Here is a 22,757-nt window from a genome sequence, read left to right as displayed (position 1 = left end):
GGAATCATATGTCGAATTTACAACTTAAAATTAATACGGAATTAAAGAATATGAAAAAGATATTCAATGATCCAATACTATTTTCAACAATAACATTTATACTAGTTATTCTTATAATGTTTATACTTTTCCCTATGTATAATATTTTGAAGGAAAGTTTTACATATAAAGGGGAATTCTCATTAATTCATTATAAGAATATAAAAGCAATGCAGGAAAATTTTATCATAATATTGAATACCTTAAAATTAGGAGTAGTGACTTCTGTAATATCTACAGCTATTGGATTTTTCTTTGCATATGGAATGACTTATGTAAAGCTGCCATTCAGAAAATTTTTCAGCTCTATTGCTATACTTCCAATAGTATCTCCTCCATTTGTTATAGCTTTATCGGCTATACTTTTGTTAGGAAGAAGAGGCTTTATAACTAGAAATTTGCTAGGAATAAGAAATGCTGAAATATATGGATTTCATGGACTAGTTTTAGTACAGGTATTGACATTCTTCCCAGTTGCATATCTGATGCTGGTAGGACTGCTGCAGAAAATAGACCCTTCTGTTGAGGAAGCTTCAAGAGATTTAGGAGCTTCAAGATGGGATGTTTTCAGAACTATAACATTTCCTTTAATGATACCAGGATTGGCAAATGCTGTTCTTGTAATATTTATACAAGCAATAGCTGATTTTGGAAATCCAATGGTAATAGGAGGAAACTTTACAACAGTAGCAGTTCAGATATATCTTCAAGGGATAGGAAATTATGATATGGGAAGTGCAACAGCTCTTGCAGTTGTTTTAATACTTATGTCTATTTCAATATTTGTAACACAGAAATATTATATCAGTAAAAAATCTTATGTTACAGTTACAGGAAAAGTTTCAAGGGAAAGAGAAAAAATCAGTGAAAAAAATATAACAATGCCGATTTTTATTGTCATGGCATTCCTTACTTTCTGGGTATTTCTTATGTATGTAATGATACCAATAGGTTCATTTGTAAGACTTTGGGGAGTAAAATATGATTTTTCTCTGGAACACTATAAATATGTATTTGCTTTAGGAATGAAGCCAATATGGGATACAACATTCCTTTCTATAATATCTACACCTATTACGGGAATATTAGCCATGATAATAGCCTTCCTTATAGTTAGAAAAAAATTCTTAGGAAAAGGATTTATTGAATTTATTACTATGATGGCTATTGCTATACCAGGAACAATTGTAGGACTTGGATATATTATTACATTTAATACAAAACCTTTAGTTCTCACAGGTACAGCAACTATTTTGATAATAGCATTCATAATGAGAAATATGCCTATAGGAATAAGATCAGGAATAGCTGCTCTTCAGCAGATAGATCCATCTATTGAAGAAGCTGCCACTGTATTAGGAGCAAATAGTAAAAAGGTATTTACTTCTGTAACTCTTCCAATGATAAAACCTGCTTTTTTCAGTGGTTTGGTTTATGCTTTTGTTAGAAGCATGACTTTGGTAAGTACGATTATCTTCTTAGTTTCTGCTAAGTATAATCTATTGACAGTTGCTATCATGAATCAGATAGATGTTGGTAAGATAGGAGTAGCTTCAGCATATTGTACTATTCTTATCATCATAGTATTTTTCGTAATAGGAATAATGACATACATATTGAAAAAAATGGGAATAGATAGTATTTCAGAATAGTAAGGAGAGAGTTATGGGAGCTAAAAGAGTAAAATTTGAAAATATAAATAAAACATTTTTAACAGGAGATAATAGAAGGGTTCAGGCAGTAGCTGATCTTAATCTTGATATAAAGGCTGGAGAATTCGTTTGCCTTTTAGGACCAAGTGGATGTGGAAAAACTACTATATTGAGAATGCTGGCAGGATTTGAAGTTCCTACTGAGGGACATATCTATATAGGAGATGAAAATGTAGAAAGAATCACACCAGATAAGAGAGATACAGCAATGGTTTTCCAGAATTACGCTCTGTTTCCTCATATGAATGTATATGATAATATTGCTTATGGATTGAAACTTCAAAAACTGCCAAAGAGCGAGGTAGATGAAAGAGTTCATAGAATATTAAAAATGATGAATATGGAGGATTTTGCTGAAAGAGTTCCTTCACAGATGTCTGGAGGACAACAGCAAAGGGTATCTCTTGCTAGAGCGTTGGTAATGGAGCCAGGAGTTCTTTTATTTGATGAGCCTCTATCTAACCTGGATGCAAAGCTAAGAATACATATGAGAGATGAAATCAGAAAGATTCAGCAGCAGGTAGGAATAACTTCAATCTATGTAACACATGATCAGGCAGAAGCTATGGGGCTTGCAGATAAAGTTATAATAATGAAAGAAGGAAGAATACAGCAGGCAGGATCACCTATTGAAGTATATCAAAATCCTGTAAATGAATTTGTTGCTAACTTTATAGGAAGAGCAAACATATTTACTGGAAAATTGGTATATAAGACTGACAGTAAATGTACAATAGATGTGTATGGAGTTAGATATGAAGTCCCACAGAAGGTAACTCATAATATAGGTGATGAAATAAAAATAGTAGCAAGGCCTGAAAGTATTATCATATCTAAAGATGATTTTAAAGGAAAGGTAACTAAAAGTATGTTCATGGGAGCTTATCATGAATATGAAGTAATGTTTCAGGATTTAAAAGTAGAGATATCAGTAAGTAATCCAAGAGGTAAAAAAAGTTATGCCTTAGATTCAGAACTTGATTTTTCTTTAGATGTTGAATCAATACATATACTATAAAAATTGAAGAGAGCAATTTATTAAGTAAATATGATTTCAGAACTTTTCAATAAAAATATTTATTATTGATTTTGTTCGCATATCAGCTTTTTAGTTGCTCTTTTTTTATGCAAAAAAATAGCCTTTCAAGTGATGAAAGGCGGAAAAAACTTACTAAAATATTCTTTTTTTCTTTTTCTTACAGATTCTATTAACTATTATTACTAAAATTAAAGGAATAATAGAGATAGAAGCTATAGCTAAAAATATTGAGAGCTTTACATGCATTCCTGTTACATAAGCTATGGAATAAGCAATAGACCCAACTATTTCTATTGGATTAAGATATACTATCGTTCCAAAAGGAGGCATTAGATATTCCAAACCAAAAACAACAAGTAAAAATGTCAAAGCAAAAATTATAAGACTTCTAAACATTTTTAATCACCTCAACTAAGTTTAACTAATTATAACTAAAAATTGCCCTAAAATGCAACCTTTTATTTCCTGATATGATTAAAAAAAAGATTTAAAGAATAGTTGTGATGTTAAAAAAATAACTGAAATAAAAATTAATATCTATGTAAAAGATAAAAAAAGATTGAATTTAAAATATTGGTTATAAAATTTAAAAAATTAATTTAAAGGAGTATATTCTCTTATTATCTCTGGGCAATTTCCAAGCCAAGATTTTTTAGTTTTAAAACCAAATTTAGAAAAAGTTTCTATGAGATGTTTTCTATTTCTCAGAGCTAATTTCATAACTAATGTTATTGCATATTTGTCAGCAACCTTACAGATTTCCTCAACAGCTTTAACTTCAGCAGCTTCGTCTTTAGGTTTTGATTTTAACTTAAAGATTTGAACAGAATTAGGGTAGTTAAGCACATTTCTAAAAACAACCACCACATAAGGAATATTTAATTTTTGACATTCTATACTTAAAATACCAGCCTTACCTGTAGTACTTCCTAGTTTAAAGTTAATGTTCATGAGACCTCCATAGAAATAATTTATTATATGGTTTTATTATACCTTATTTTTTTAGAAAAAAGCTAGTTGTCTAACAGATTTTTTTGTTAAATTTCCAAAAGAGATACCTAAAAGCCTTATACTATTTGTCAGATTAACATTTTCTAAAAGATCATCTGAAATTTTTTTTAATTTTTCATAAGAATCAGTTGGAATTTCTAAAGTTTTTGATCTTGTGATAGTTTCATTAGAAGAGAAACGAATTTTCAGTATAACTGTTTTGCTTATAAAGTCTTCTTTTAAAAGTCGTTTATATGAATGTTCAAAAAGATCATCAAGTTCTCTTCTTATTTCTAAATCAGTATTCAGAGGATATTTAAATGTATTTTCATTTCCTATAGAATGAGTAGGTTTCTTATATTCCACTTCTCTGTAGTCTATTCCTCTAGAAAAAGAGTATAGAAGTTCTCCACGAGATTTTCCATATGAAGAACAAAGTGAAGATAAAGAATAGGAATAAATATCCTTTACTTTCAAAATAGAATTCTTTGCCAATAGAGCTGAAAGTTTTTTTCCAACTCCAGGAATTATTCCAATATTTTTATCTGAAATATATTTTGTAAAATCTAAAGGAGAAAGAAAAATAAACTGCCCATAAGGCTTATTTATATTACTTGCCATTTTTGCACTGAGTTTATTAAAGCCTATTCCAACAGAACAGGTAAGTCCAGTATGATATTTGATTCTTTCTCTGAATTTTTTAGCAAAAAACTCTTTAGATGGATATAAGTCTATGATTTCTGATATATCTATATATCCTTCATCTAGAGCTATAAATTCTATTTTATGTGTGAGCCTAAGAACAAGGCTCTGTATTTTTCTTGATATTTCACTGTATTTTTCTTTGTTTACTGGGACAACTAATAAAGAAGGACAAAGTTTTTTTGCATCAGAAACTTTCATGGCAGAATGTATGCCAAACTTCCTTGCCTCATAGCTGGCAGTGGTTACTATACTTCCAGCAACAACTAAAGGTTTATTAAGCAATCTGGGATTATCTCTTATTTCAATTGAAGCATAGTAAGAGTCCATATCATAATGTAGAATAACTTTATCTTTCTTCATATATAACCTCTTAAAACTGTATTTGACTTTATTATATCATGTTTTATGAAGATAGTAAAATCTAGTTATCTTTTTTTAAAGATAGCTAAAAATATCAAGAAATTAATGATAATATTTTTAGGATAAATTATTAATAGAATAAGCATCTCTCATTTCATTTAAATTATTTTTAACTTTATTTATATCTTTATCAAAATATTTTAATGATAGTTCTAAGCATAAAGAAGAATAGTCGTTAAATGGCATCTGTCTTACATTAACAACTGATTTCGTAACAATATATGATAAATTACTTTGAACCTTATTTCTGATTTTTTTAGAATTTAAAGATTTATTGTAAAATATTAAATCATATTTGATGATGCTCATACTTTCTAAAACCAGAAAAGAAAATACAATTTCTTTATCATTTTCCTGTATGAGTTTAATTAAAGCTTCTCCTACTTCTTTTACTATACTGCCAGAGATATCCTTATTACAATAAAATATGTCATTTAAAGAGGTAAGAACATCATTAATAATAGCATTTTCATTTTCTGAATTTTTAATTATTTGTCTGGAATTTTCTGAGATAATATGTGAAATAGGAACTTTAAAATTTGAACCTACAAAATTTCCAGAGATTAAATTTTTCTCAATCTCTTTTTTCATAATAGACATTTTTAAATTGGAAAAGTCTAAAAGAAGTTCAAGAGCTTCTTTAATTGCCTCATCATTTTCATCTGCTGAGTTTAAATCATCAATAATACTTTTTAAATTTTTCATAAGAATCCTCCACAAGTATGAAATTAAAGATAGTAATTTATTACAATATACTTCTTTGTTTGTCAATAGGGCATTTTATATCAACTTAAATTAATAAATTGAAAAATAAACGGACTTTATGATATAATTAAATAGAGCAAAAAAGTTGGAAGGAGACTGATATGAAATTAATTTCATGGAATGTAAATGGTTTAAGAGCAGCTGTACAGAAAGGTTTCTTAGATTATTTTAAAAATGAAAATGCAGATATTTTTTGTGTTCAGGAAACAAAATTACAAGAGGGACAGATAGACCTTGATTTAGAAGGGTATTATCAATATTGGAATTATGCTGAAAAAAAAGGGTATTCAGGAACTGCTATATTCACAAAGAAAAAACCAATAGAAGTATCTTATGGGTTAGGAATAGACGAGCATGACAAAGAGGGAAGAATGATAACTCTTGAATATGATGATTTCTATATGATAACTGTTTATACTCCCAACTCTCAAGAAGAATTAGCCAGACTTAATTACAGAATGAGCTGGGAAGATGAATTCAGAGATTATGTGATGAAATTAGATAAAACAAAACCTGTTATTATATGTGGTGATTTAAATGTAGCTCATGAAGAAATAGATTTAAAGAATCCAAAATCAAATAGAAAGAATGCTGGATTTTCTGATGAAGAGAGAGCAAAATTTACAGAATTGTTAAAAAATGGGTTTGTGGATAGTTTTAGACACTTTTACCCTGAATTAACTGGAGCATACTCTTGGTGGTCATATAGATTTAATGCCAGAAAAAATAATGCTGGATGGAGAATTGACTATTTTGTTGTTTCAGAAAGATTAAAAGATATTATGGAGGGAGCAGAGATTCATAATGAAATTTTAGGTTCAGATCACTGCCCTGTAGTTTTAAAATTAAAGAAAGAGTTTTAGGAGGACAAATGGCATCAGAGAATTTTACAAAATTTTGTGAAGTATGGGATAGGGAACAACCTGTACCAGAAGATAGATATAGATTTTTTGAAATAATGAATTGTGTTATGATATTTTTTTTAACACCAGAAGATGTAAAAAATATTAATGAGTTTTTCAGGAAAAATGGAAGTTTTGATGAGAAAAGACCTATACATGAAGAAATAGTTGTAGATGAAATTCATTATAATGGAAATTATATGATAAAAATAGGTGAATAAAAGAAGGTGGTCAGACAAGGTTAACTTAAAAGTAAATTATATTTTAATTTCTTTTGTTATACTTATATAGTACTGACCATTTTTTATTGCCTTTGGAGGAAGAATGAAAAAAGTATTGACGATAGCAGGGTCAGACAGCAGTGGCGGAGCTGGGATACAGGCTGATATTAAAACTATGAGTGCCATGGGAGTCTATGGAATGAGTGTAATAACTGCTGTAACAGCTCAGAATACGATGGGAGTATCTAAAGTACTTGAAATGTCAAAGGATATAGTTGAAGAGCAGCTCAAAGCTATATTTGAAGATATAGAAGTAGATAGTGTAAAGGTAGGAATGCTTTCAGGTATAGAGATAATAAAAATTGTTACAGGCTCTCTAAAAAAATATAAGGCAAAAAATATAGTTATTGACCCAGTAATGCTGTCAAAAAATAAGTATAAACTATTAAAAGAAGAAGCTTTTACAGAGATGCAAAGATTTATAGGAATAGGAACGCTGGTAACTCCTAATATTCCAGAAGCAGAGGTGCTGGCTTCTATGAAAATAAAAAATGAAGAGGATATAATAGAGGCTGCAAAGAAAATACAGAAGTTTGGAGTAAAAAATGTTCTTGTAAAAGGAGGACATAGGGAAGACAATTGTACTGATATTCTCCTTTTGGAGAATGGGAAAATAATCAGATTTTTTGGAACAAGAATTGATGCAGTAAATACTCATGGTACAGGGTGTACTCTTTCTTCAGCAATAGCTTCTCAACTGGCTAAAGGGAATTCTATTGAGGAAAGTGTAAAGATTGGAAAAGAATATATAACACAGGTAATAAAAGATTCCTTTTCCATAGGGAAAGGAATAGGTCCATTAGGACATTTTATAGAAATATACAAAAAATCTGGGATAGACTTTTAATAAAATCTTTTTAAAATAATTAGAAAGGGGAAGAGTAATATGACATTTTTGATAAAAAAAGGGTGGTTGGAAAATTTTGTAGTAGAGATAAAAAAGGGATTTGAAAATAGAATTGAATTTATAGGATTGCAGGGAAGTCACGGAAGAGGGGAAGCTTCAAAAGAGAGTGACATAGATATAGTTGTAATTTTGGATAAAGTAGAAATGAAAGATTTGGAAAAATATGATGAAATTATTTCTAAAATGGAAGATAGAGAAAAAATATGTGGTTTCATTTCAGGAAAAGAGGAATTGAGCTGTTGGGAAAAAGCTGATGTATTTCAATTTTACTATGATACAGAACCTTTAGTTGGAAATTTAGATTTTATTTTACCAACAATAAAAAAGAGTGATGTAAGAAGAGCAATATTAGTTGGATGCTGTAATATATATCATATGTGTGGGCATAATATTATTCATGAAAAAGACTTGAATATATTATTTTCTCTATATAAAGCAGCCTCTTTTGTATTGCAGGCAAAATATTATTATGAAACAGGAAGATATATTAAGAAAAAAGCAGATTTATTACCTAAATTACCAGAACAAGATGGAAAAATTTTGGAAATATACATGGAGATTAAAGAACTTGAAAATACTTCTAAAGAGAAATTTTTAAATTTTTCTGAGGAACTTTTTAATTGGTCAGGAACACTGATTAAAGAATATAAAATGGAAGAAGAAAATTGATTATATTGAAAACTATACAGAGATGTATTGATTTATACAGTAATTTATTTAGATATTTATTATAAAGATCAAAGTAAAAAGGGATAGCTAAACTTCTAAAATTAATTTTAGTCTTTTAGTTTCCCTTTTTCATTTATGAATATTATATATATTAGAAATTTCTATTTCAAATAAACTATATTTCAATTTTTGTCCAGTAACCACTGTTAAAACGCATTTTACTTAAAATATATCTTATTGTCTGATCTGCAAAGAGAGCTACCCATGCTCCCATCAAGCCCATATTCATAGGAAAACACAATATCCATGCTAAGATAGGTCTTACAGCAGCTACACTTATAAATGATATTAAAGCCACAAATTTAGTATCTCCAGCTCCACGAAGACATCCAAGATAAACAGTCTGTGAAGTCTGAACATGAGTAGTAAAAGCAATTATTATCATAATCATAGCTCCAAGAGAAACTATATGTTCTTCAGAATTGAATAGAGTGATTAAAAATCTTCTTCCAAAAAAGAAAAACAGGAATAATGCTGTCGAAACTATAAATGACATCCTCTGCCCAGTTTTTCCATATATTATAGCTTTATCTGGTCTTTTTGCACCTAGATTCTGTCCTACTAGAGAAGATGCTGCAACTCCTAATCCATCTCCAAAACAGAAAGAAAGATTTATAATATTCATACATATCTGATGAGTGGCAAAGGCAATAGTTCCAAGTGCTGCGACTATTTTAGCAAAAGAGAAGAATCCAATACGCATAAATACCTGCTCAACAACAGAACTTCCACTGATATTTAAAAAAGCTTTCATTGTTTTTTTATCAAATTTCCAACTGGCTTTAGCTTTCATTTCAAGAAAATTAGTATTGTAGTAAAGAGAAAAGATAGACATAAGGCATCCAACTATACTTCCAATGGTAGTTGCAATAGCAGCTCCTCTGACTTCTAATCTGGGAAATATCCATATTCCATTGATAAGAAGGTAATTGAATATAAGATTAAAGATATTAGCTGTAACATTAGTTTTCATAGATATCCTAGTATTTCCTACTCCTCTTTGAGCAGCATTTATAGTAAGGCTTAAAGATGTAAAAACTATACTTACCATGAGAATTTTATAATAAGCTACAGATTCTAAAATTACATCATCTCCAGCTCCAGCAAATTCCAATATTTCATAAGCAAAAAAGTAACCAAGAAAAGCCATTATCATTGAAATACTTAAAGATAAGACAATTGACTGTCTAAGGCAGCTGTTAGCGCCATAATAGTCCTGTTCTCCCTTTCTCCTTGCAACAATAGCAGTAACTCCTACATTTAATGAAAAAATCATAGCAAGAAGTATAAACTTAGGTTGATTAGTAAGTCCTACAGCAGCAATAGCATGAGCTCCAAGTCCTCCTACCATCATTATATCGATAGATCCAACAAGGCTGACCAGAACAGTTTCCAGTGCACATGGCCATGAAATATTAAAAGAAGTCTTATAAACTTCTTTTGTAGTAGGTATATCCCCAAGCACTTGTTCAGGATTGAGCATATACTCTACCCAAAAAAGTTTTTTTAATAATTGAAACATCAAATCCTCCCCCTTTGTAAATATGATGATCAATAAATCTTAAATATCATTATACATCAAAAAAGGCAGTCTTTCAACTGCCTTCAAATAAGGAATATATTATTTTAAATCTTCTCTCTCCTGCATTTCAATAATAAGTATATGAGATTTTCCAAGAGCTTTTATTTTCAAGCTTTCTCCAATAGTTTCCAGCCCATCTTTTGTGTTGAGTTCCAAACCATTTATTGAAGATTTACCCTCTATCTGTACAACATAAGCCTGTCTTTTAGGTTTTACTTCAAATTTTTCCTCTTTTCCATCATCAAGTTCCAAGGCATAGAAATTAATATCTTGATTAATTTTTATTGGAGCATCTCCAGATTTACTTGAAACAAAATGTAAAAATTTATTTTTTCTTTCATCCCATCCAAATTTATATTCTCCATAGTTAGGAGTATGTCCTTTTCTATCAGGAAGTACCCATATTTGAAGCAATCTAAGTTCTTCAGAATGATTATTGTACTCAGAATGTCTAACTCCAGTTCCAGCACTCATGTACTGTACCTGTCCTCTTGAAAGTGTAGATTCATTTCCCATACTGTCTTTATGAGTAAGATATCCATGAACTACATAAGTAATTATTTCCATATCTCTGTGAGGGTGAGTATCAAAACCTGTACCTGCTGAAATGTGGTCATCATTAATTACTCTTAGTACACCAAAGTTTATATTATTTTCATTAAAATATTCTGCAAAAGAGAAGTGAAATTTACTTCTCAACCAACCAAGATTAGATTCCCCCATTTTTTCTACTGGTAATCTTCTTATCATATATATCATCTCCTGTGATTTTTCACTAAATTATAGAAAACATATTTTTTATTTATATTTTCTTATATTATATTATTCGGTATGTTGACAGGATTCCTTTTTCCATAGAAAATAAAAAATATTTATATCTGGAGAGACAGTGCCTTTAAAATGGAATATATAGCATGAGAGCTAGAGAGGAAAGAGAAAACTTAATTGAAAAAGTATATAAAATATGATATAAGGGAATTAGAAATTTTTAATTGTTGGGGGAGATTATGACAAAATTTATTGAAAAAGATATCAAAAAAGCATGTAGGAAAAAAGTTTCATTTTTTATAAATGAAAGATCCTTAAACAATATAAAAAGTTTAACTATTTGGGTTACTGAAGACAGTATTTCATTAAAAGATTTAGAGATGCTGCCTAATTTAGAAGATTTATATATAGATAAATATGATGGAACTTATGAGATAAATGATTTAGATGTTATATATAAATGTGGAAAGTTAAAATCATTAATGCTTTCTAAGTGTAAATCTTTTTATATGCCTATTAATTATTTTCAAAATTTAGAAGAATTAGATTTTTATGATACAGAGATAGATGATTTTTATTTTTTGAAAGGAATGCCTAAATTAACGGATTTGATTTTAGCAGGAACAAGTGTAAAGGATATTGGATTTTTAAGAAATCTTCCATCACTTAAATATTTATCTTTAGAGGGAACAAGTGTGAGAGATATATCACCAATGGAATATTTGAATAAACTTGAAGAGGCAGACTTTGAAGACAATGAACTGATAGAGGATTACAGCATTATGAAAAATCTTCCATCACTTTTAAATTATTATATAGATGGAGATTATTATGATAAAGAGGCTGGATATATAGAGGACGAAGATGAGGAAGAAGAAAGTGATGGTTATGAAATAAATGGACATTATGAAAAAAACAAAACAACTGACAGCCCAAAACTAGGTTTTAAAGGTAGAATGCTTCTAATTTTAGCTCCGATACTTTATCTGATGGCTTTTTTTGCAATAATGCTTGGAATAATGAAACTGCCTAATATTGTACCTGGATTTTTTAAAAGCTCAAAAGTAGGTTATGTGGAATCAATATTATATCCTACTATTATCTGTAACGGGGCTTTAGCAGGAGGACTTATTCTTGGATCGATAGGAGTTCTTATTGGTAATATAAAATGGTTTAGGAAGTTAATCAAAATTGCAAAGAAGGATAATCAATCAGAGAAACTTGGATTTAATGGACAAAGTATTTTTGCCTTAGCTATTTTGGGAATAATAAGTGTAGTATTCTCAATTGGTTTCAGCATTGCTCTGTTAGGTACAGAAGAAATATTTGATATAATTTCAAGAAATAGAAAAGATCTGAAAATATACAAATCAGGAAAGAGTGCTGAATATTATGGAACTCTTCAATTGGGAAAATCTTATAGAAGAATGGAAGGAATATATTATACTGGAAAGTACAGCCAGTTTACAAAATCTCTTACTGGTGTGGAATATCCACATCAAGGGTGGAGAGCAGGAAAGAATTTCTTTCTAGTTTGTCCTATAGCTTTATCAAGAAATTTAAAACTTGAAAAAAATACAGATTATCTGGTTCACTATCTTCCTAATACTAAAGTAGTCTATTCAATTGAAAAATTGAATAGATGGGATTATATAAATGAAGTTTTGAAGAAGGATGTATTTAATGATAAAATGGATATTTCAACTGATGATATGTTGGTTGAGATTTATTCAAGAGGGCAGTATCTGGAAAAAAATTATCTTGCATTGAAGGAAATATTATCAACAAAAGAGAAGGCTAAGATAGAATATTCAAAAGTAGATTTAAATAGAGATGGAGAAAAGGACTACTTAGTAACTTTAGAAAACAAGAGTGGGAAAAAAGCAGTGATGGGAATAATAGTAATAAATGGAAAATACCAGGAAGTTTTTCTTCCTGAATTAGCAGGAGATAAAAATGTTACTGTTTCAAAATTAAATACAAAAACATATTATCTTCATGACTTAAAAGTAGTTTCTAGAGTAACTGGAGAAGAGAGTATTCTTCAGTATGATGGAAAAAAAAGCTATGCAAGAACTTCAAGAAAAAAATAATTATTTACTTTTTTTGAAAAATCAAGTATACTATACCAAATAATTTTTATAATGTTTGACAATAGAAAGGAAGTGTTGATGAAGATTAAAAAATATTTGTTTTTAGGATTGTTTATTATGGCTATACTATTTAAATATAGTGATAAAAAAGTTGATGATAATATTCTGAAAAAAGTAGAGTATAAAAAGATTGAAGTAAATGATGTAGCTGAATTGTATGAAGAGAGAGATAATGAAGGATTGTATGTTTATTCTAATTCTGATTTAGATTTAAGAGAGCTTTCCTCAGAAGAGAGAAAGGATGCTTTTGTACAGCTTCTTCTTCCAGCGATAACTGTTGTTCATGAAGAAATAAGAAATGATAAAGAGATAATAAAAAAGCTGAAGGAGAAACCTGAGCTTACTGAAGAAGAGAAAGAATATAGTGAGAACATTTTCAGTAGATATAAAGTAAAATATGGCAACTGGCAGGAATTAGAATCAAAGATGATAATATATCCAGCTTCTCTTATTTTGACTCAAGGAGCATTGGAAAGTGCTTGGGGAACATCAAGATTCTTCAGAGAGGGAAATAATATATTTGGTATGTGGTCAAGTAATCCTAATGAACCAAGAATGGCAGCCAAAGGAGTAAGGGATAATGGATTTGTACCTCATTTAAAAAAATATGATACAATAAAGGACTCAGTAGCAGATATAGTGTTAACTATTTCCAGAAATGATGCTTATAAAAAAGTCAGAGAATCAATAAATAATGAAAAACCAGCTCCTGAAATAGCTTATGGATTAATAAAATATTCAGAAGAGGGAGAGGAATATATCAGAAAGATAAGAACTACAATGGCTAAAAATAATTTTATGAAATATGATATAAATTAGTTTTTCTGCTGGCTCAACTAGAGTAAAAAATATTTAGATTATCCTATAATAACTTTAACTTTTGGATATAAATTTAATTTTTAAAAAATACAATAATATAAAATAATTGTCAGGAAGATTAATTTCCACCTGATTTTCTATATATAATTTTTTATCAATAAACCTTCTTAAAGATTGGAAAGATTAACTGTAATGATCTTCAAAAATATAATATTCATTGAAATAAAAGAATAAATATGATATAAGAAGTTAAGAATTAAAATTTGAAACAATGTAGATTTGGGAGGAAGAAATGAAAAAATTGGTTTTAGTTTTAGGATTATTAATATGTATTGTATCTTATTCAGAGGAAAAATCTTCTGTGACTGATGCAGTGTCATCTGTAGTATCAGGAGCAGTATCTACTGGAAAAAATATCTTGAAAGGGGTAAAAGATGGAGTGGATACAGGAAGAAAAGAAGGTGGAAGCTTAGATGAAGCTGTAATAATTTATGATAAGGAAGCTTTTGAAAAATATATAAAGAGTTCTGTATTGTCAGTAACAAAAGATGAAACAGAATACAAGGTAACTGTTGGATTAAAAAATGATACTGAACAAATGATAAGATTAACTAATCTTCATGAGCAAAAATCATTACAACTTTTAGATACTGATGGATTTGCAGTTTTTTCTTCTGGTCCATTTGGAGATATCAACATACCAGGAAAAGCAGCAATAAAAAGTACTTTTAGATTTCCTATTGATGGAAAACCAGGAATAATAAAAATATATGAAAGTGAAATAAAAATAAATGAAGAGGTAATTAAGTAAAAGTATATTAGATAAAAGAAAGAACATTGGAAGAAATTCTGGTGTTCTTTTATTTTTGCTGAAATATTTTTCAGATAATTCTCTTAAGATAATTTTTTGTGATATTTTCTATAAAGGATGGAAAAATTAAAATTTTATAGATATAAATAATAAAGAAAAAAGTTCTCTTCTATATAAAAATTAATTTAAACTATAGAAAACTTTTCACTCCAATATTAAAAAGATATAAATAATAATATTTTTTTAAAAAAATAGTAAGGAAGAAAAATTGGATTATAGAACTTAAATGACTTCTAAAAAAGTTTTTCTTTGCATAAGAATATTGATTTTTTTTAGAATGTGAGGTAATATACATGTATATATAAAAAACAAAACAGGGGAGTGATTTTGTGGAAAGAAAAATTATAGGGATGTTAGGAGCAGTTATGATAGCATTAGCTACATTCTGTCCTTTAGTAAAAGTTCCATCATTAGAAAAAATAAATTTCTATTCAATGAATGCAAGAGAATTAAATGGAATAATTTTAGTTCTATTGGGAGTGCTGTTATGTTATCTTTTCTATAAGGAATATATAATTATTGTAAGGATATTTTCAGCTATTACAGGATTATTAGCTTTGAGAGATTTGATATTTATTGTTGGATATGCAAAAAATATAGATAATGGATTATTTATGAGTTTTCAAAGTGATCCTATGCCTCTATTAAAAAGCTTAGGAATGGAGATGACAAGTTTGTCATATGGGGGAATAATGCTTATTGGAGGAGTTTTTCTTATGCTTGTTACAGCTTTTACTATGAGAAAACGTCTTGAAATGAATTTATGGAGTTTTTAAGTAATATTCATCTAGACAGAAAAAGCTTGTACCATTCTTTCAATAGAGTCAGAGATGATATTGCTTGATGAGTCTTCTGCAGATATTGATCCTTGTGACAGAGGAATTTTCATATTAAAGGGGAAAGATAATAAAAGATGGAAAAATAGAAAATATATTGTCAGACAAAAAACTGCTGGAAGAGAATGGCTTGGAGTTATCTTTATCTTTAGGAAGAAATTAAATAGACAAACAAAAAAATTTTAGAGAGAAATTATTTAGTTTAAAGAAAGAAACCGATTAAAGAAAAATTTGAGTGAAAGAAAAAGCTTGTAATACCACGTTAAATGTAGTATTATTTACTCAAGTTGTTAATTAAATGTTTATTTTGTGAAAAAATGAACAAAATAAAATGACTTATATGAATGTGTTTACTCCAGAAACTACATTCTTACTTCTGAGAAAAAATATAGTTTAGAAAAAAGAGAAGCTATTGTAAAAATGGCTTCTTTTTTTATTGTAAAAAGATAAAATCTAAAAAATAAAAAAGGAAAGTTTTTTTTATTTCTAATGACCTAAATATCAATCCCTGTTTGTTCACAATGAAAAGATGTTGTAAGTAAAATAAAAACAGAAAATAAAATCAGGGTATTTGATAACTATTTTTGAATTGATAAAAAAATAAAATTTAAATAATGGAGGTAAAAATTTTTTATGAAAAAGAAGATTTTAATCTTATTTGGAGTATTTCTCTGGAATTTGTGCATTTTTGCAAAAGATTTGAATGTTGGTATTATATTTGACAGCAATTCAAATTTTTCTAGAAATACAGTGGAAGTCTTGCAGAAAGAGCTGGCTAAAAATTTTTCGAAGACTGGATATATTCCTAAAATATCCAAGGTAGATTATCTTGGTAAGAATAATTTGGAACAGGCATTAAAAGAAATGGGCAAGAATAAGGAGCTTGATTCTATTTTTATATTCAGTAGTTCAAAGCTTGAAAATTATAAAGTGCTGAATAGAAATAAACTGTATTTTTTTCCATTGAATTTTGAGAAAAGTCAAAAAGTTGTACCTAAAAATGTGAGCTATATATATGGAGAATTAAATCTGGATAAAGGAATAGGAATAATAAAGGAAATACCAGGAGTTTCTGAAATAAACATAGCTGTATCTAATCTATCTGATAATGATATGAAAAAACTTGAAGAAAAATATCAAAATAATTTTATCAAAATAAATATTCAAAAGGCAAGTAGGGAATTTTTAGAGAAATCTGAAAGAGAGGATATTCCGACTTTCCTTGCTGACTATGAAAAGTCTTTAGATAAGTATGCTTTTATTGGATATGACATGAATGACGAACTTGGAAAGAGAATTAAAGCTTCTGTACTTAATTATATTTATTTCAAAACAGGAGAGGGAATCAATAAGATAGAAAAAATAACTTCTCCAGAGGGAGAACTATTTTACAATGAAGATGTTGGAATTCAAATAGGATATAGCCTTCCTTTAAGTGTAATACAGGAAGTTTCTGTTATAAATAAAAAGAAAGTGGAATTAAAGAAATTAGATTTAAAAAGTGCTGTAGAAATTGGATTGAAAAACAATCTTGAAATTCTGAAAAAGAATCAGGATTTAACTACAAGCAAATATGATGTAAATGTTAGCAATTCATATAGATTACCTCAGTTATCAGCAAATATAGATGGGACATTCCTAGATAAAAAGAGTAATGATGTTGTATTTAATAAGGCTCAACAGAACTCAGCAAAATCATATTTGCAGCTATCTCAAGTGATTTATAGCGAGCAGTTGAATACAAATGTATATCTTTCAAAATTAGCTATGGAAAGTAAAAGATCAAACTTGGAACAGCAGAAATTGGATGTTATCTATTATGTGTCTTCTACCTATCTGAATATTCTGCAATTAAATGCACAGTTGAAAATACAGGAGAGCAACTATGATCTCCTTAAAGAAAGTCTGAAAATAGCAAATATAAATTATAAAGTAGGAGCAGGGGGAGTACAGGATATCTACAGATTGGAATCAAGTGTTTCTGAAGCTTATTCAAATATTGTTTCAGTAAAAAATCAGATAAAGCAATCAACTATTCAATTAAATACTTATCTTGATTTACCTAAAAATCAACAATATAGTTTTGAGGAGTTGGAAAATATATCAAGATATTTTGTATTTAATAGAAATTTTAGTAGCTTTTTTGTAAACAGTGAAAAAAATGATGCTATTGAACAGTTTCTTTTTGAGGGAGCATTAAAAAATTCAAATAATCTGAATATCATAGAAAATGAGATAAAAGGAAAGAAAAGAGAATATTCAGCAGCAGGAAGAGAGAGAGTAATTCCTACTATAGAAGCCTTTGCTCAATATAACAAAGATAACATGATAGAACCATGGGGGAAAAATAGAAATTATCCACCTAATGGAGAAGATGAGTACTGGCAGGCTGGAATTAAAATAACTCTTCCTCTCATTTCTGGTGGTGAGATTCATTATAAGAGAAAATCTCTTCAAAGTGAGATAGAGTCATTAAATTACAGCAAAAAGATGACAGAATCTCAATTGTCACAAGCAGTATCTCAATCTTTCAATGAATTTCTCACTAACTATATACAAACTTATGCTTCCAAGCAGGCAGCAGAAGCAGCAGCTAAAAATATGAAGATAGTAAAAAATCTTTATTCAAATGGAAGTATAACTATTACAGATTTTTTAGATGCTCAAAATAATGCACTATCTCAATCTTTAGAAAATACAATAAAAAATTACAGTCTTTTTAATTCTATATTAAAATTGGAAAATCTATATGGAAAATCGTCTTTGACAATGAGTCAGAATGAAAAAGAGCAGTTGAGAAATCAATTATCCAGTATTTTAAAGGAGTATAAATAATGAAAAGAAAAATATTAATAATATCAATTTTAACATTAGTAATAAGTGCTTGTGGAAAAAAGGAACAGGAATATAAATACGATATGGCTGTAAGACCTGTTGTGTATAAAATTGCAAAGAAAACAGATGAGAATATTCCTAAAAATTATGTAGGAGTAATAAAATCTCAAGCATTATCCAGTCTTAGCTTTAGAGTATCTGGAACTATTGAAAAAAGAATGGCACAACTTGGAGATCATGTGAAAAAAGGAGATATATTAGCAGAACTTGACCCTACAGAATATAAAGTAAATTATCAAAAAGCTCTGGCAGAGCTGGAAAAAGGAAAAGCAGGATATACAGAAGCAAGATCAAGTTATGAAAGAGCACAGGCTCTGTATCTCGAAAACAGTATATCAAAAGCCAGTTATGATAATGCAGTAGCTTCATATAGATCAGCAGCTGCAACAATGAATGCTTTAAAGAATAGTGTTGATTTAGCAAAAATTCAATTGGGATATACAGAACTTAAAGCACCAGCTGAAGGAACTATAGGAGAGGTAAAAAGTGAAGTCAATCAATCAGTAAATCCACAGACACCAGTATTTATACTAAATACTTCTGGAGATAAGACAGTGGAATTTAATGTTTCTGAATCAGCAGTGCCTACTTTGAAAGAGGGAGAAAAGGTATTAGTGACTATAGATTTTATTCCAGGAGCTCTTATTACTGGGAAAATAACTAATATAGGAACTGTGTCAAATGAATTTGGGAATACTTATCCTGTAAAGGCAAAATTGGAAGATGTTCCAGAAAATGTAAGAGTTGGAATGACTGCCAATGTACTTTTAGAATCAAAAGAGAAAGAGAATATAACAGTTCCATTTGAAGCAATACTAAAAGATTCAGAGAACAGACCCTATGTCTATATAATAACTGATATAAATGATGGAATAGGACATACTGCAAGAAGATTGATAAAAACTGGAGAGATAAATCAAAATGGAATAGAGATACTTGATGGAATACAATCTGGAGAATATATAGTTATAAAAGGAGTTTCACAGATTCAAAATGGTCAGGAAGTTTCTCTGGTGGAAGGAGTGAAAAATTAGATGAAACTTACAGATGTCGCTTTAAAAAACAAAGTAACTACTTATTTGATATTTATAACTCTTCTTTTTGTGGGATATATGTCATATGAGAAATCAGAAAAATCAGAAGATCCAGGATTCACTGTAAAAGTAGCTCAGATAACAACTAACTGGCCAGGGGCAACTTCTAAGCAGATGGCTGATTTAGTAAGTAAAAAAATAGCAGATCAGATCCAGAATATAGAAACTTTAGATTATGTAGACTCAAAGAATATACCTGGACAATCAAATGTTTATGTAAATATTAAAAGTGGGAACAGAGATTTAGTTCCAATCTGGCAGGAGCTGAGAAACAGAATAAATACCTTTGTTGTTCCTGCTCTGCCAGAAGGAGTACAGACACCAATAATTAATACATATTTTGGAGATATATATGGAACCCTTCTTACAATCAGTGGAGATAGTTATTCCTATGAAGAATTATATAAGACAGCTGAAAATCTGAAAGCGAAGCTTCTGTTTTCAGTGCCTCAGATAGGAAGAATAGATATAAGCGGGGTGCAGAGTGAAGTTATTTATGTAAAGGTGGATAATGAAAGACTTTCACAATCTAAAATATCCATGAGCAATATAATAGAAACGCTTCAAAATGTCAATGTAATAGAAAATGGAGGAGATGTAGTATCTGATGATTACAGAATAAAAATATCTCCAACAGGAAATTTTAAAAATATAAAAGATATAGAAAATACTATAATAACAGATTCAAATGGAAAAAATGCTATATATTTAAAAGAGATAGCAACAGTGGAAAAGACATATAAAGAACCTTCAGACTACATGATTTCATACAATGGAGATAAAGCTATAACATTGGGAGTATCTCTTGGAGATAAAGAAGATGTTTTGGTAATGAGTAAAGGAATAAAAAGTGTCTTGAAAGACTTTAAGAGTAAACTTCCTATTGGAATAGAAGTTGGACAGATTTACTATCAGCCAGATCTGGTACAGGATAAAGTAACATCTTTTATAGCTAACTTAGTACAAGCAATAGTGACAATAGTAATTGTAATGCTTCTGTGCCTTGGGCTTCGTTCTGGATTAATAGTGGCAGCACTGACACCAACATCTATAGCATTTACTATAATAGGATTATATTATCTAGGCTATGGAATAAATCAGATAACATTGGCAGGATTAATAATTGCTTTGGGAATGCTGGTAGATAATGCAGTAGTAATGTCAGAAAATATAATGGTGCTGATGCAGGAAGGAAGAAGCAGAATGGATGCTTGTCTGGAATCTGGGAAAACATTAGCTGTACCCCTTCTTGTAAGTTCGCTTACTACAATAGTAGCCTTTTCTCCCATTATATTAAATAAAGAAAACATGGGAGAATATGTAGGACCTCTTACAATTGTTGTATTACTTGCACTTCTTGGTTCTTGGCTTATCAATCAGACATTGATTCCTTTATTATGTTATGATTTTCTGAAAGTGAAATCTGGAAGCAAGCAGAATATGGATTCTAAACCTTACCTTATTTACAGAAAAATTCTTACAACATTGTTAAAGAATAAAAAGATATCCATATGTATAACAATAGGAGCTTTCTGCCTTGGACTTGTACTTTTGGGAATAGTACCAAAAAACTTTATGCCTGATTCTACAGACCCTGTAATGTCTACATATATAAGAATGCCAAAAGGAACAGATATTAATCGTACAGCGGAAGTGGTAAAGGATTTAAATGAATTTGTAAAGAAAAATTACAGTACTGGAGAACAGGAACCTCTTTCGCCTTCTTTGTGGAACTATATAACTACTGGAGGTACAGATAAAAAATATAGGAAACAAGGAATATTGAGCTGGGGAATATTTATAGGTGGAGGAGCTCCTAAATATTCTACAAGTTATCAGCCTGAAACAAGGCTTCCAGAATATGCCTATGTAATGTATAATGTCACAGATTATAGAATAATAAAAAAACTAAGTTCTGAAATTAACCTGTATATGCAGAGTAAATATCCAGGAATAGATATAACCACTAAAGGGATGGGAAGTGGAGTATCTTTAGAGAAAGATTTAGGATATGTATTTGTTTCTGATAATATAGAACTTTTGAAAAAAGTATCAAAAGAGTTTGAAGAAAAGATAAAAACAGTAAAAGGAATAAGAGCAGTAAGTAATAACTGGGGAAATGATGTTCCTAGAATAACAATAAATATAAATCAGGAAAAAGCTAAAAAAGCAGGATTATCAAATAGTGTAGTTGGAAAAACACTTCAATTTATATTACAGGGAACAAATGCTACTGTATATAGAAATTTTGAAGCACCGCCAAAAAGTACTACTATTCCTATAATGCTTAAAGGAAGAAGATCATATAAAGATGATATTACGAATATAGAAACTATACAGTTTATGACTCCATCAGGAGTATCAGTGCCACTTAATCAAATAGCAGATATTAAAGTGGAATATGTGCCAGATTTTGTATATACAAGAGATATGTCATATGGAATAGAAGTAGATGCAGGAATACAAGATGGATATACGCCCCCAGAAGTGAATGATGAAATAATTCCTTGGCTTACTGAGAAATTAAAAGAATGGGGACCAGAAATTAAATACTATCCAGCAGGTATAATGAAAACTTCTTCTGAAAATGAGGGAGCATTGTTTCAGGCTGTTCCAACAGCATTATTGGTTATGTTTTTACTGGTAATAGGACAGTTTAATTCTATAAAAAAAGGATTATCAATAATGCTTGTAATTCCTTTATCTATACCAGGAATAGCAGTAGGACTTTTATGTACAAATACTCAGCTTGGATTTATGGCTATTATAGGAATAATTTCACTGGCAGGGGTAGTTTTGAATCACGCTATTATTCTTGTGGATAAAATGACTATAGAAAAAGATGATATAGGAAGAAATGATCAAGATGCAATAGTATTTGGGTGTCAGTCAAGACTAAGACCAATATTTTTAACAGTTGCCACTACACTTATGGGACTTATGCCCCTATATTTCTTTGGAGGACCTTTGTTTCAGCCATTGGCAGTAGTATTGATATTTGGGCTGGCAACTGATACCGTACTGGCTCTTGGAATAATTCCTGTAATATATGCACTATTCTTTAAAGTAGATTTTAATGATTATGTGTATGATGGAAAAAAATTAGAGATAGAAAGTAAAAAATAGAGAATTTCTAAAATTATATTTCTAATTATAAAATATCCAAAGAAAAATTAAAAAATGAGAATGTTTTTTAAGCAGAAAAAATAACTCTGCTCTTAAACATTCTCATTTTCATATACTATTAAAA

General features: G+C 29.4%; 20 protein-coding genes. 14 read left to right on the top strand and 6 right to left on the bottom strand.

Annotation, left to right across the window (positions count from 1 at the left end; all coding sequences use genetic code 11):
• The first annotated feature begins 8 nt into the window (after positions 1-8).
• Complete coding sequence (locus tag E0E45_RS07155; RefSeq protein WP_130890537.1) at positions 9-1,691, top strand: ABC transporter permease; 1,683 nt, start codon at positions 9-11, stop codon at positions 1,689-1,691.
• Between the two features lie 13 nt (positions 1,692-1,704).
• Complete coding sequence (locus E0E45_RS07150; protein WP_130890536.1) at positions 1,705-2,769, top strand: ABC transporter ATP-binding protein; 1,065 nt, start codon at positions 1,705-1,707, stop codon at positions 2,767-2,769.
• Positions 2,770-2,922: 153 nt separating this feature from the next.
• On the opposite strand, the gene E0E45_RS07145 is transcribed toward E0E45_RS07150, so the two are convergent.
• The 4 genes from E0E45_RS07145 to E0E45_RS07130 all read right to left on the bottom strand — a co-directional run bounded on the left by E0E45_RS07145 (position 2,923) and on the right by E0E45_RS07130 (position 5,610).
• A complete protein-coding gene (locus E0E45_RS07145; protein ID WP_130890535.1) occupies positions 2,923-3,186 on the bottom strand; it encodes a hypothetical protein in 264 nt (87 codons plus the stop codon).
• A gap of 198 nt (positions 3,187-3,384) precedes the next feature.
• Positions 3,385-3,741 (bottom strand): hypothetical protein, encoded by a 357-nt coding sequence (locus tag E0E45_RS07140; RefSeq protein WP_130890534.1) that lies wholly within the window; start codon positions 3,739-3,741, stop codon positions 3,385-3,387.
• 51 nt (positions 3,742-3,792) lie between these two features.
• Positions 3,793-4,845: a DNA polymerase IV gene (gene dinB, locus E0E45_RS07135; RefSeq protein WP_130890533.1), complete on the bottom strand. Its 1,053-nt coding sequence runs from the start codon at positions 4,843-4,845 to the stop codon at positions 3,793-3,795.
• 117 nt (positions 4,846-4,962) lie between these two features.
• Positions 4,963-5,610, bottom strand: coding sequence for a hypothetical protein (locus tag E0E45_RS07130; protein WP_130890532.1), 648 nt, complete (start codon positions 5,608-5,610; stop codon positions 4,963-4,965).
• Positions 5,611-5,771: 161 nt separating this feature from the next.
• Between E0E45_RS07130 and E0E45_RS07125 the strand changes: the two genes are divergently transcribed.
• The 4 genes from E0E45_RS07125 to E0E45_RS07110 all read left to right on the top strand — a co-directional run bounded on the left by E0E45_RS07125 (position 5,772) and on the right by E0E45_RS07110 (position 8,429).
• Positions 5,772-6,533, top strand: coding sequence for an exodeoxyribonuclease III (locus tag E0E45_RS07125; RefSeq protein ID WP_130890531.1), 762 nt, complete (start codon positions 5,772-5,774; stop codon positions 6,531-6,533).
• A gap of 8 nt (positions 6,534-6,541) precedes the next feature.
• Positions 6,542-6,793 carry a hypothetical protein gene (locus E0E45_RS07120; RefSeq protein ID WP_130890530.1) on the top strand — a complete coding sequence of 84 codons (252 nt, stop codon included), beginning with the start codon at positions 6,542-6,544 and terminating at the stop codon, positions 6,791-6,793.
• A gap of 103 nt (positions 6,794-6,896) precedes the next feature.
• Entirely contained in the window at positions 6,897-7,700 is an 804-nt protein-coding gene (gene thiD, locus E0E45_RS07115) for a bifunctional hydroxymethylpyrimidine kinase/phosphomethylpyrimidine kinase (protein ID WP_130890529.1), read from the top strand.
• 39 nt (positions 7,701-7,739) lie between these two features.
• Entirely contained in the window at positions 7,740-8,429 is a 690-nt protein-coding gene (locus tag E0E45_RS07110; RefSeq protein ID WP_130890528.1) for a nucleotidyltransferase domain-containing protein, read from the top strand.
• A 175-nt stretch (positions 8,430-8,604) separates the two neighbouring features.
• Here the strand turns inward: E0E45_RS07110 and E0E45_RS07105 are convergent, their stop codons facing one another.
• Together E0E45_RS07105 and E0E45_RS07100 are read right to left on the bottom strand one after the other, a co-directional pair.
• A complete protein-coding gene (locus tag E0E45_RS07105) occupies positions 8,605-10,011 on the bottom strand; it encodes an MATE family efflux transporter (RefSeq protein WP_130890527.1) in 1,407 nt (468 codons plus the stop codon).
• Positions 10,012-10,110: 99 nt separating this feature from the next.
• Positions 10,111-10,821: a pirin family protein gene (locus tag E0E45_RS07100; RefSeq protein WP_130890526.1), complete on the bottom strand. Its 711-nt coding sequence runs from the start codon at positions 10,819-10,821 to the stop codon at positions 10,111-10,113.
• Positions 10,822-11,078: 257 nt separating this feature from the next.
• Here E0E45_RS07100 and E0E45_RS07095 point away from each other — a divergent pair, with 257 nt between their 5' ends.
• The 8 genes from E0E45_RS07095 to E0E45_RS07060 all read left to right on the top strand — a co-directional run bounded on the left by E0E45_RS07095 (position 11,079) and on the right by E0E45_RS07060 (position 22,633).
• Positions 11,079-12,932 (top strand): leucine-rich repeat domain-containing protein, encoded by a 1,854-nt coding sequence (locus tag E0E45_RS07095; protein WP_130890525.1) that lies wholly within the window; start codon positions 11,079-11,081, stop codon positions 12,930-12,932.
• A gap of 78 nt (positions 12,933-13,010) precedes the next feature.
• Positions 13,011-13,811 (top strand): glucosaminidase domain-containing protein, encoded by an 801-nt coding sequence (locus tag E0E45_RS07090; RefSeq protein WP_130890524.1) that lies wholly within the window; start codon positions 13,011-13,013, stop codon positions 13,809-13,811.
• Positions 13,812-14,103: 292 nt separating this feature from the next.
• On the top strand, positions 14,104-14,622 hold the full coding sequence (locus tag E0E45_RS07085; protein WP_130890523.1) for a hypothetical protein: 519 nt from the start codon (positions 14,104-14,106) through the stop codon (positions 14,620-14,622).
• A 389-nt stretch (positions 14,623-15,011) separates the two neighbouring features.
• The gene (locus E0E45_RS07080) at positions 15,012-15,458 is read left to right on the top strand and encodes a hypothetical protein (RefSeq protein ID WP_130890522.1); all 447 of its coding nucleotides are present in this window, start codon (positions 15,012-15,014) and stop codon (positions 15,456-15,458) included.
• A 54-nt stretch (positions 15,459-15,512) separates the two neighbouring features.
• Positions 15,513-15,704: a hypothetical protein gene (locus E0E45_RS07075; protein WP_232044073.1), complete on the top strand. Its 192-nt coding sequence runs from the start codon at positions 15,513-15,515 to the stop codon at positions 15,702-15,704.
• A 447-nt stretch (positions 15,705-16,151) separates the two neighbouring features.
• Positions 16,152-18,353 carry a TolC family protein gene (locus tag E0E45_RS07070; RefSeq protein ID WP_130890521.1) on the top strand — a complete coding sequence of 734 codons (2,202 nt, stop codon included), beginning with the start codon at positions 16,152-16,154 and terminating at the stop codon, positions 18,351-18,353.
• The gene (locus tag E0E45_RS07065; protein ID WP_130890520.1) at positions 18,353-19,447 is read left to right on the top strand and encodes an efflux RND transporter periplasmic adaptor subunit; all 1,095 of its coding nucleotides are present in this window, start codon (positions 18,353-18,355) and stop codon (positions 19,445-19,447) included. The genes E0E45_RS07070 and E0E45_RS07065 overlap by 1 nt, the downstream gene beginning before the upstream one ends.
• Positions 19,448-22,633: an efflux RND transporter permease subunit gene (locus E0E45_RS07060; RefSeq protein ID WP_130890519.1), complete on the top strand. Its 3,186-nt coding sequence runs from the start codon at positions 19,448-19,450 to the stop codon at positions 22,631-22,633.
• The last annotated feature ends 124 nt before the right edge of the window (positions 22,634-22,757 follow it).

The organism is Fusobacterium ulcerans ATCC 49185, assembly GCF_900683735.1.
GTDB lineage: Bacteria > Fusobacteriota > Fusobacteriia > Fusobacteriales > Fusobacteriaceae > Fusobacterium_A > Fusobacterium_A ulcerans_A.
This window is presented reverse-complemented; position numbering and strand designations above follow the sequence as displayed.

Coding starts and splice junctions, on each gene's coding strand:
- E0E45_RS07155 (WP_130890537.1), top strand. CDS start 9: ATGTCGAATTTACAACTTAAAATTAATACGGAATTAAAGAATATGAAA.
- E0E45_RS07150 (WP_130890536.1), top strand. CDS start 1,705: ATGGGAGCTAAAAGAGTAAAATTTGAAAATATAAATAAAACATTTTTA.
- E0E45_RS07145 (WP_130890535.1), bottom strand. CDS start 3,186: ATGTTTAGAAGTCTTATAATTTTTGCTTTGACATTTTTACTTGTTGTT.
- E0E45_RS07140 (WP_130890534.1), bottom strand. CDS start 3,741: ATGAACATTAACTTTAAACTAGGAAGTACTACAGGTAAGGCTGGTATT.
- dinB (WP_130890533.1), bottom strand. CDS start 4,845: ATGAAGAAAGATAAAGTTATTCTACATTATGATATGGACTCTTACTAT.
- E0E45_RS07130 (WP_130890532.1), bottom strand. CDS start 5,610: ATGAAAAATTTAAAAAGTATTATTGATGATTTAAACTCAGCAGATGAA.
- E0E45_RS07125 (WP_130890531.1), top strand. CDS start 5,772: ATGAAATTAATTTCATGGAATGTAAATGGTTTAAGAGCAGCTGTACAG.
- E0E45_RS07120 (WP_130890530.1), top strand. CDS start 6,542: ATGGCATCAGAGAATTTTACAAAATTTTGTGAAGTATGGGATAGGGAA.
- thiD (WP_130890529.1), top strand. CDS start 6,897: ATGAAAAAAGTATTGACGATAGCAGGGTCAGACAGCAGTGGCGGAGCT.
- E0E45_RS07110 (WP_130890528.1), top strand. CDS start 7,740: ATGACATTTTTGATAAAAAAAGGGTGGTTGGAAAATTTTGTAGTAGAG.
- E0E45_RS07105 (WP_130890527.1), bottom strand. CDS start 10,011: ATGTTTCAATTATTAAAAAAACTTTTTTGGGTAGAGTATATGCTCAAT.
- E0E45_RS07100 (WP_130890526.1), bottom strand. CDS start 10,821: ATGATAAGAAGATTACCAGTAGAAAAAATGGGGGAATCTAATCTTGGT.
- E0E45_RS07095 (WP_130890525.1), top strand. CDS start 11,079: ATGACAAAATTTATTGAAAAAGATATCAAAAAAGCATGTAGGAAAAAA.
- E0E45_RS07090 (WP_130890524.1), top strand. CDS start 13,011: ATGAAGATTAAAAAATATTTGTTTTTAGGATTGTTTATTATGGCTATA.
- E0E45_RS07085 (WP_130890523.1), top strand. CDS start 14,104: ATGAAAAAATTGGTTTTAGTTTTAGGATTATTAATATGTATTGTATCT.
- E0E45_RS07075 (WP_232044073.1), top strand. CDS start 15,513: ATGATATTGCTTGATGAGTCTTCTGCAGATATTGATCCTTGTGACAGA.
- E0E45_RS07070 (WP_130890521.1), top strand. CDS start 16,152: ATGAAAAAGAAGATTTTAATCTTATTTGGAGTATTTCTCTGGAATTTG.
- E0E45_RS07065 (WP_130890520.1), top strand. CDS start 18,353: ATGAAAAGAAAAATATTAATAATATCAATTTTAACATTAGTAATAAGT.
- E0E45_RS07060 (WP_130890519.1), top strand. CDS start 19,448: ATGAAACTTACAGATGTCGCTTTAAAAAACAAAGTAACTACTTATTTG.